Origin of the sequence: Mesorhizobium sp. Cs1321R2N1 (assembly GCF_037179725.1) — a bacterium.
GTDB lineage: Bacteria > Pseudomonadota > Alphaproteobacteria > Rhizobiales > Rhizobiaceae > Mesorhizobium > Mesorhizobium salmacidum.
Map to the genome: position 1 here is coordinate 24,516 of NZ_JAPYKP010000057.1, position 8,557 is coordinate 33,072.

Genomic DNA, 8,557 nt, shown 5'->3' on the forward strand with positions numbered 1-8,557 from the left:
TTCATCCTCACAAAGCGCTGGCACGGTGCAACCATGCCGGAGTGTAGACTTGCTGGCGCGGCTTCATCCGGATTTTCGGAGTCTCCACACTGGCCTCGACGGAATATGGCCTATACCTTGGAATAATTCCAGACTAGCTTCGCGTTATAGCTGAATATTCTCGTCAACTTTATGTGCGTGACCGGGTGAAACCCCGGGGGTAATCGCTGTCACGGGCATTCTGGCGGTCGAAACACTAAATAGGCTGAGATCGACGAGGAGCGGCCCATCCATGGCTCAATCGGACCAGTCCCTGGCGCCAGTGCGGCTCGATGCCGACGCGGGCGCCAAGCTTTCCGCGCTGCGGCGGACAAAGTTCGTCGCCACGGCGGCACTGGCGCTCTGCGTGCTGGTCTTTGCCTTGGCCAAGTCCTTCCAGAGCAGCTATCCGTGGCTCGGCTTCGTCGCCGCCTTCGCCGAGGCGGCAACCGTCGGCGGCCTTGCCGACTGGTACGCGGTGGTCGCGCTGTTCAAACGGCCGCTCGGGCTGCCCATCCCCCACACCGCCATCATCCCGGAAAACCAGGACCGCATTGCCGACAATCTCGGCCGTTTCATCGAGGTCAATTTCCTGGCGCCGGAGCCGGTGCGTGAAAAACTCGCCGAGGTCGATTTTTCGGCACTCGTCGCCGACTGGCTGGCCGATGCCGAGCGCGCCGCCGACCTGTCGCGCTTCGTCGTGCGGCTTGTGCCGCAGACGCTTGCCGCCGTCGAACAATCCGGCCTGCGCGGTTTCGTCACCAGCCGCATGCTCGAACAGATCGAAAAGGTGCCGCTGGCGCCGCTGGCGGCCGAACTCTTGTCGGCACTCACCGACGATCGCCGCCACCAGAAGCTGTTCGACGAGTTCATCAAGGTAATCGGCCGGTTTCTCAACGACGAACAGGCGCTGGCGACGATGCGCGACAAGATCCGTGAGGAATTGCCGTCGCTGTTCAATCTGTTTCGCGCCGACGCCTATCTCCTGAAGAAGATCGTCGCCTCGGCGGGCTCCCTGCTGGACGAGGTGCGTGCCGATCCCGACCACCCGATGCGCGCCGAATTCGACCGTTTCGCGCTAGGCTTCGTCGAGCGGCTGCGCACATCCAAGCAATATGCCAAGCGAGCGGAGAAAATGAAGTGCGATTTCCTCGCCAGACCCGAAGTCAGGGCGCTTGCCGGCGACATGTGGGAGAGCCTCAGCCTGTTCATCGAGCAGGATGCCAAGGCGCCGAATTCGCTGATCCGGGAGCAACTCGCCAGCATGTTCGTCGAGGTCGGCCGCCATCTTGCCGGCGATGCGCAGATCCGGGCCGACATGAACGGAGGATTCGTGGTGGCGCTGGCCTCTTTCGTCGAAAGCCAGAAGAGCGGCGTATCGAAATTCATCGCCGACCAGGTCAAGCGCTGGGATCTGGCGCAACTGACGCGCCTGATCGAGATGAACATCGGCAGCGACCTGCAATATATCCGCTTCAACGGCATGATCATCGGCGGGCTGGCCGGCATCGTGCTCTATACGATCGAGTTGCTGCTCCCGGTCAATTGATCCGTATCGACCCCCAGGCGTGCGTTCGAAATGGACACACGGCGTTCGAGTGCTATTCTCCCGTCGAGGGCGTCCGCACCAGCGGCAACAGGGGAGAAGACAATCATGGCCAGGCAACCGGAATCCGATTCCTTCATGGAGATGTTCGGCAGATTCGGCCGTGACCTGAAGGTGCCCAACGTCGATGTCGAGGCGATCCTTGCGCATCATCGCAAGAATCTGGAAGCGCTGGATAAGGCGGCACGGACCAGTGCGGCCGGGGCATCCTCACTGTTGTCGAGGCAGCGCGAGATGCTGCAGGACACGCTGCGGGAAGTCGCCGATATGGCGCAGAGCTACCGCGCACCGGGCAATCCGCAAGAGCTCATGGCCAAGCAGACGGAGTTTGCCAGAAAATCCTTCGAGGCCGCGCTCAAGAACGCCGGAGAAGTGGCTGAATTGGCCAGGAAATCTGGCATCGAATCGATCGACATCCTGCGCGCGCGTATCAAGGAAGCGATGGAGGAGGTCCGCGCCGGTTACGGGCCGAAGTAGATTCTCACCGGCTGTCGTTCCGTCCTCGGCCGACACGCCGGTTCGCGATTCCGCAACCTTGCGCATAGTTGTATTAGCGCCACAGCATCAGCTCGTGGCAGCCTGGAAGGTTGGAAAATCCGAATTCGGCCTGCCATCGCCTGGCAATGCATGGCACGAGTGAGCTCGAATCCGCCGGAACGGATTTGCGCAGGATGAATTGACAGAGGCCGCCGGTTCGTGGTCCGGAAGCTTTGGAAGCGATCGGGAAAGCAGGAATGACGGAAGTACGGCCTAAAACGCCGCCTAGCTACGAGCAGCTGAGAACGATGTCCGGACAGGAGCTCGGCGTCTCGGAATGGACCACGGTCGACCAGAACCGTATCAACCAGTTCGCCGACTGCACCGGCGACCATCAATGGATCCACGTCGATCCTGAACGGGCGCGGCGGCAAAGCCCGTTCCGCACCACGATCGCGCATGGCTATCTGACGTTGTCGATCATCGGCGCGCTGGCCCTCGACATGGGGATCGTGCCCGAGAATACGCAGGCCGCCTTCAATTACGGTTTCGACAAGGTGCGATTCCTGGCGCCGGTCAAGGTCGGCGCACGCATTCGCCTGCGCACGACGCTGCTTTCCATGGAAGACAGAGGCCCAGGCCAGTATCTGATGAAGGCAGCCAACACGGTCGAGATCGAAGGCGAGGAAAAGCCGGCGCTGATGGCTGAAACGCTGGTCATGCTTTACGAACGCCGCAAACGGGCAGGGGCCTGAACGGCGGTCCTTTGGGACGCCGCCGCCGGCAACCGCCAAACGGGTCACGCAATCCCGGGCCGGGTACGGCCGGCAAAGCGTAGTGAGATCAGCGCGAGCAACAGCGCAACCAGCGCCAGGGCGGTGGCTGTCCGAAAGGTGATCTGCATGCCCCGGGCCGCGGCCGCGGAATTCAAGAGCTGTTGCCCAATCCCTTGCCGAGCGTCACTTGATGCAATCGCGAATATGGCGCCCATCAGCGATGCGCCGGTGATGAGGCCGAGATTGCGCGACAGGTTGAGCAGACCGGAAACGACGCCACGTTCGTTTGCGCTTACACCGCCCATGACGGCCGCGTTGTTGGAGGTCTGGAACAGGGCGTAGCCGAAGCATGTGACGGTGATTGGAACGACATAGCTGGCAATGCCGAACTTGGTCAGGGCAAACGACAGGAGGAACGTCCCCGTGGCGAGGCAGGCCAGGCCAGCGACCATCATCGCGTGGGCGCCGAGGCGATCGGTCAGGCGGCCGGCCAGCAGCGCCGACAGGGTCGAGACAAGCGGCCCGGTCGAAAGCGCCATTCCGACCATCGCGGCATCCAATACGAGCCCGCGCGACAGATAGAACGGAGCAACCACGAGGGTTGCCATCATCACCGTCGCGACGATGAGACTCATGGCAAGGCCGGCGCTCAGCCGTGGGTCGCGGAAGCGGGCGAGTTGGACAAGGGGCACCTTCGCCTTCGCCTGCGCGATGGCGAACACGATAACGCCGATACCGGCCGCGACCAACAGGCCCAAATTGGGCATGCCGAAATTGCCTCTTCCAAGCGTCAATGCCAAGGCATAAGCGCCCAAGGTAAGGGCCAGCAGGGCGGTGCCCGTGACGTCAAACGTGCCTCGAGCGACCTCCATTGTCCCGCTGCGCGCCGGCAGGGCACGCCAGGCGAGAGCGAAGGTCAGAAGGCCCAGCGGGACATTGACAAGAAAGATAGCCCGCCAGCCAAGGCCAGCGATCAAAAAGCCACCAAGCGAAGGCCCGAGCGTCGTGCCGATCGCGGACATGGCGCCGAGCAGGCCCATGGCGCTGCCGGTTCGCTCCTTGCTCACGGTTTCCGCGACGAAGGCCAACGTCAGCGCCATCATCAGCGCGGCGCCAAGCCCCTGCATGGCGCGTGCCGCGATCAGCAGCCAGAGCGTCGGTGCGAGGCCGCAGAGCACCGATGCCAGCGTGAACAGCGCGATGCCGCCAAGCAGCAACGGCCGGCGCCCGAACATGTCGGCCAGCCGCCCGGCACCGACGATCAGTGTCGTGATGGCGAGCAGATAGGCGAGAACCACCCATTGCACGGACTGGAACGATGCATCGAAAGCCTGCATGAGCGAGGGCAGCCCGACGCTGGCGATGCTGGTTCCCAAGGACGATAGCAGCGTGGCGAGCGACAGGCTCGCCAGCGCCAGGCCGGTGGACCGGGCCTGTTGCGGCGCCGATGTCAGTTCCCGATTTTGCTCAGCGAGTCCCAAGGCGATCTCCTTCTGTCTGCTCCCGAAGCGGAGCCGTCGGAGATCTAGTCTTGTGGCTGATATGGCGGAAGGTGCAGCATTTGCATCTTATCCGTGCGTCAAACGCCATATCATGCTAGGATAGACCGATGATATCACCCGATCTCAATCTGCTGTTTGCCCTCGATGTCCTGCTGGCCGAGGGCAGCGTGGCGCGCGCGGCGCGCCGTCTGCGCCTCAGCCCCTCGGCGATGAGCCGAACGCTGGCGCGGCTGCGCGAGGCAACGGGCGATCCTCTGCTGGTCCGCGCCGGGCGCGGCCTGGTGGCAACGCCGCGTGCGGAGGAATTGCGGTCACAGGTCGGCCGTGTCGTCCAGGACGCGGAAGTGCTCCTGCGCCCTGCCGAGTTGCTTGACCCCCGGAGTCTGGACCGGATCTTCACATTGCGCACCAACGAAAGCTTCGTCGAGGAGTTCGCGCCCCGTCTCGTCGCCCGCATCGAGGCCGATGCGCCAGGGGTGCGGCTGCGTTTTGCGCCGAAGTCCGATAAGGATGCGATGTCGCTGCGCGAAGCGGCGAATGACCTGGAAATTGGCGTTGCCGGCGAGACCGGACCCGAGGTGCGCATCCAGGCGCTGTTTCGCGACCGCTTCATCGGCGCTGTTCGATCAGGCCATCCCCTGAGCGAGGGCAAGGTGACATCGGAACGCTATGCGGCCGGCCGGCACATCAGCGTTTCGCGGCGCGGCCGCGAGAAAGGGCCGATCGACGAGGCCCTGAGCACGATTGGCTTGCGGCGGACAGTCGTGTGCATGGTCTCGGGCTTTTCGGCGGCACTTGCCATGGCCCGAGCCTCGGACCTGATCGCTAGCGTGCCCGAGCGGCATACGACAGGAGCGCGCGCCGACATGCACAGTTTTCCCCTGCCGGTCGCCACCTTGGACGTCACCATCTCCATGCTCTGGCATCCGCGCCTCGATGCCGATCCGGCGCAACGCTGGTTGCGTGAGTGCGTGCGCGAGGTTTGTTCGAAACACTGACGATTTCGCGCCAAATCAGCGAGCCATCGCCGTTTCGAGCGCCTTGAAAATCCGCTCGTCCGCGCACTGGGCGACGTTGAATCGCAGGAAGCGACTGGCGGACTGCGACAGGCTGAACGCGTTGCCAGGTGCCAGCACGATGTTGTCGGCCAGGGCGCGGCGGGCGATTTCGGCCGCATCCACTCCGTCCGGCAGGCCGCACCACAGGAACAGCCCGGCCGGCTGCTCGATCCAGGGCGTGATGCCGATCGCCTTCAGCCGGGCGCTGGTCTCGACCATGGCGCGCGACAGCCGCGCGCGCAGCAGATCCATATGCTTGCGGTAGCTGCCGTCCTTCAGCAGCGTCAGCACGAGTTCGGCCGCCAGCCGTCCGCCGCCGAAAGTCGTGGCGATCTTGAGGTCGGCCAGGCCCTCGATCCAGTCTCGGGGCGCGGCGATGAAGCCACAACGGACCGAGGCCGAGAGCGTCTTGGAGAAACTACCGATCTGGACAACGCGACTGAGGCCATCGAACGCCGCCAGCCTTGGGGCGGGGGTGTGCTCGAAATCGGCGAAGATGTCATCCTCGACGATGGTCAGGTCCGATTGGTCGGCAAGCTTGAGCAACCGGTGCGCGGTGACCGGAGACAGGATCGCGCCGGTCGGGTTGTGAATGGCGGAGTTGGTGATGTAGAGGCGCGGCCGGTGTTCGGCCAGCGCCTGGGCGAACAGTTCGATGTCCGGCCCCGATGGTGTGTAGGGAACGCTGACGACCCTGGCGCGGTGGGCACGCAGCAAAGCGTGGAAATTGAAATAGCAGGGATCGTCGACCAGCACCGTGTCGCCGGGCTCGATCAGGAACCGGCAGAGCAGGTCGATGGCCTGGGTGCCCGATTCCGTCAGCATGATCTGTTCGGGGGAGGCTTCGATGCCGTGCCCGGCCATGCGCCGCGCCAGCAATTGCCGCAGCGGCGGCAGGCCGAGCGGCGTGCCGTAATCGGCAAGCGCGACATCGTCGGCACGCGCGACCGTACGCAGTGCCCGGCGCAGCCCGGTCTGGGGCATCCATGATGCCGGCAGCCAGCCGCAACCGGGTTTCAGGACCTCCTCGCCTACCTCCAGCGACTGGCGCGAAACCCAGAGCGGATCGACGGCACGATCGAGCCGGGGGCCGATCTCGGCCAGGGACAGCGGCGCCAGCGAGCCGGCGGCATAAAAACCGGAACCCGGCCGGGAGCGGATCGCGCCTTCGGCGGCGAGCCGCTCATAGGCTTCGACCACGGTGGATTTGGACACCTGCATGGACTTCGCGAAGGCACGGATCGACGGCAATCGGGTTCCCGGTGTCAGGCTGCGCGCGGCGATCCGCTGACGGATGGTCGCCATGACGCTCTCCACAAGGGTGCGTGCGCCGTCGGGTTGCAAAGCAAGGTCTGTCATCCGTACTGCTCAATCCTCCATTACAGTTTCATCGAATTGTACCCCATTGTCTCTGGCCGCACCATGGGCGTCCGCCCGATAGAGGACGAAAGCAATGGAGCCTGCGATGGACAAGACGGCGAGCGGCTGGGTGAACGGATTTATTGGCGTGCTGATCTTCAGCGGTTCGTTGCCGGCGACGCGCGTGGCGGTGATGGATCTCGATCCCATATTCCTGACATCGGCTCGCGCGGTCATAGCCGGCCTGCTTGGTCTGGCGCTGCTACTTGCATTCCGCGAGAAACGCCCTGGGCGTCATGACTTGCTGTCGCTCGTCATTGTTGCTCTTGGCGTGGTGGTCGGCTTTCCCTTGCTGACGGCATTGGCGCTGAAGCATGTCACCTCGGCCCACTCCATCATCTTTGTCGGCCTGCTGCCGCTGGCGACTGCGATCTTCGGTGTGTTGCGCGGCGGTGAACGGCCCCGGCCGGCCTTCTGGCTGTTCTCATGCCTCGGCAGTGCGCTGGTGGCGGGTTTTGCACTTGCGCAAGGCGTGACGGCTTCGCCGGTCGGCGATGGGCTGATGCTTGCGGCCATCATCGCCTGCGGCCTGGGCTACGCCGAGGGTGCCGCACTGTCGCGCAAGCTCGGCGGCTGGCAAGTGATCTGCTGGGCGCTGGTGCTGTCCCTGCCGATCATGCTGGTGCTGACGTTTGCGACCCTGCCGCCATCCTTCGCCAGCGTCGGCTCCAATGCCTGGATCGGTCTTGGCTATGTCTCGCTGTTCAGCATGCTGATCGGCTTCATCTTCTGGTATCGCGGCCTGGCGCAAGGCGGTATTGCAGCGGTGGGGCAGTTGCAGCTTCTGCAGCCGTTTTTCGGGCTCGCATTGGCGGCGACGCTGCTGCATGAGCAGGTCAGCCCAATGATGATCGTCGTCACGCTCGGCGTGGTGACATGTGTGTTCGGCGCGAAAAAGTTTGCCAAGCGGGATTTGCCGCGGCGTGCGACTGCATAGGGATGATGCCGATCCCTGACTAGTTTTTCGTATAGTCAGGCCCAAACCGTGTCGGCAGGCCGTCGGCTAGTTTCAACCAAGGGAGCTTCTCCTCAAAAGCGACATGCAGCGTGGGTGCAAATTTTCCGGCTCCTCCATCCCCGCTGCAAAAAAATGCATGACATCGGACATGTTCGTTGAGCGGAAGGACAGCGGCGAGCCACAGTGATCGCAAAATGTTCTTTCCACACCGGGAGAAGAGTTGAATACCTTCGGTGGCTTGCCCAACCATCGCCAGTGGCCGTCCAAGACGCCAATGTAGGTGGTCATCGGCGCGGAACATTGCCGCCGACAACTTTCACAATGACAGGCCACGCATGCTTGCGCCGGCCCATCGACTTCAAAAGCAATAGCGCCACATAAGCAATGACCACGCATGGAAACTCTTCTTAAGTCACTGGCCCAATAAGTTGTACCGAGCATAGTTGGAGAGTCGCCATGAGATGCGCCGAGCTGGCGCTCAATTGCGACATTATCGATGAAAGTACCAGCGGCGCGTTCTTGTCGAGCATGGGCTTGGCGGCCACCCGATTGTCGCTTCGCTTTATGAATCCGCGGCCTAGATGTGAGCTTTCGGGAGGTTGTCCATTCGGACCGGACCGAGGAGACTGGAGTTACCAGGCTTCAGTACACATCGGAGGGTCCGAATGAACATCCACAAGAATGCCCGTCTGACGCCGCTGCGTCGAGAGGAGATGGCGCTGTCGATTATTGAAGGCCGTCTT

Annotated in this window: 8 protein-coding genes; 5 read left to right on the top strand and 3 right to left on the bottom strand. The window is 63.1% G+C overall.

Annotated features, from left to right (window positions below; all coding sequences use genetic code 11):
• The first annotated feature begins 271 nt into the window (after positions 1-271).
• The 3 genes from O7A61_RS16410 to O7A61_RS16420 all read left to right on the top strand — a co-directional run bounded on the left by O7A61_RS16410 (position 272) and on the right by O7A61_RS16420 (position 2,856).
• On the top strand, positions 272-1,567 hold the full coding sequence (locus tag O7A61_RS16410; RefSeq protein ID WP_337130674.1) for a DUF445 domain-containing protein: 1,296 nt from the start codon (positions 272-274) through the stop codon (positions 1,565-1,567).
• 105 nt (positions 1,568-1,672) lie between these two features.
• On the top strand, positions 1,673-2,101 hold the full coding sequence (locus tag O7A61_RS16415; protein WP_337130676.1) for a phasin family protein: 429 nt from the start codon (positions 1,673-1,675) through the stop codon (positions 2,099-2,101).
• 257 nt (positions 2,102-2,358) lie between these two features.
• On the top strand, positions 2,359-2,856 hold the full coding sequence (locus tag O7A61_RS16420; protein ID WP_337130677.1) for a MaoC family dehydratase: 498 nt from the start codon (positions 2,359-2,361) through the stop codon (positions 2,854-2,856).
• Between the two features lie 44 nt (positions 2,857-2,900).
• Here the strand turns inward: O7A61_RS16420 and O7A61_RS16425 are convergent, their stop codons facing one another.
• Positions 2,901-4,358 carry an MFS transporter gene (locus O7A61_RS16425; protein WP_337130679.1) on the bottom strand — a complete coding sequence of 486 codons (1,458 nt, stop codon included), beginning with the start codon at positions 4,356-4,358 and terminating at the stop codon, positions 2,901-2,903.
• Between the two features lie 128 nt (positions 4,359-4,486).
• Between O7A61_RS16425 and O7A61_RS16430 the strand changes: the two genes are divergently transcribed.
• The gene (locus O7A61_RS16430; protein ID WP_337130681.1) at positions 4,487-5,377 is read left to right on the top strand and encodes a LysR family transcriptional regulator; all 891 of its coding nucleotides are present in this window, start codon (positions 4,487-4,489) and stop codon (positions 5,375-5,377) included.
• Between the two features lie 15 nt (positions 5,378-5,392).
• On the opposite strand, the gene O7A61_RS16435 is transcribed toward O7A61_RS16430, so the two are convergent.
• Positions 5,393-6,796: an aminotransferase-like domain-containing protein gene (locus O7A61_RS16435; protein WP_337130683.1), complete on the bottom strand. Its 1,404-nt coding sequence runs from the start codon at positions 6,794-6,796 to the stop codon at positions 5,393-5,395.
• A 106-nt stretch (positions 6,797-6,902) separates the two neighbouring features.
• Between O7A61_RS16435 and O7A61_RS16440 the strand changes: the two genes are divergently transcribed.
• Positions 6,903-7,793, top strand: coding sequence for a DMT family transporter (locus O7A61_RS16440; protein ID WP_337130685.1), 891 nt, complete (start codon positions 6,903-6,905; stop codon positions 7,791-7,793).
• Positions 7,794-7,865: 72 nt separating this feature from the next.
• On the opposite strand, the gene O7A61_RS16445 is transcribed toward O7A61_RS16440, so the two are convergent.
• Positions 7,866-8,255 (bottom strand): GFA family protein, encoded by a 390-nt coding sequence (locus O7A61_RS16445; protein ID WP_337130688.1) that lies wholly within the window; start codon positions 8,253-8,255, stop codon positions 7,866-7,868.
• Positions 8,256-8,557 lie beyond the last annotated feature (302 nt).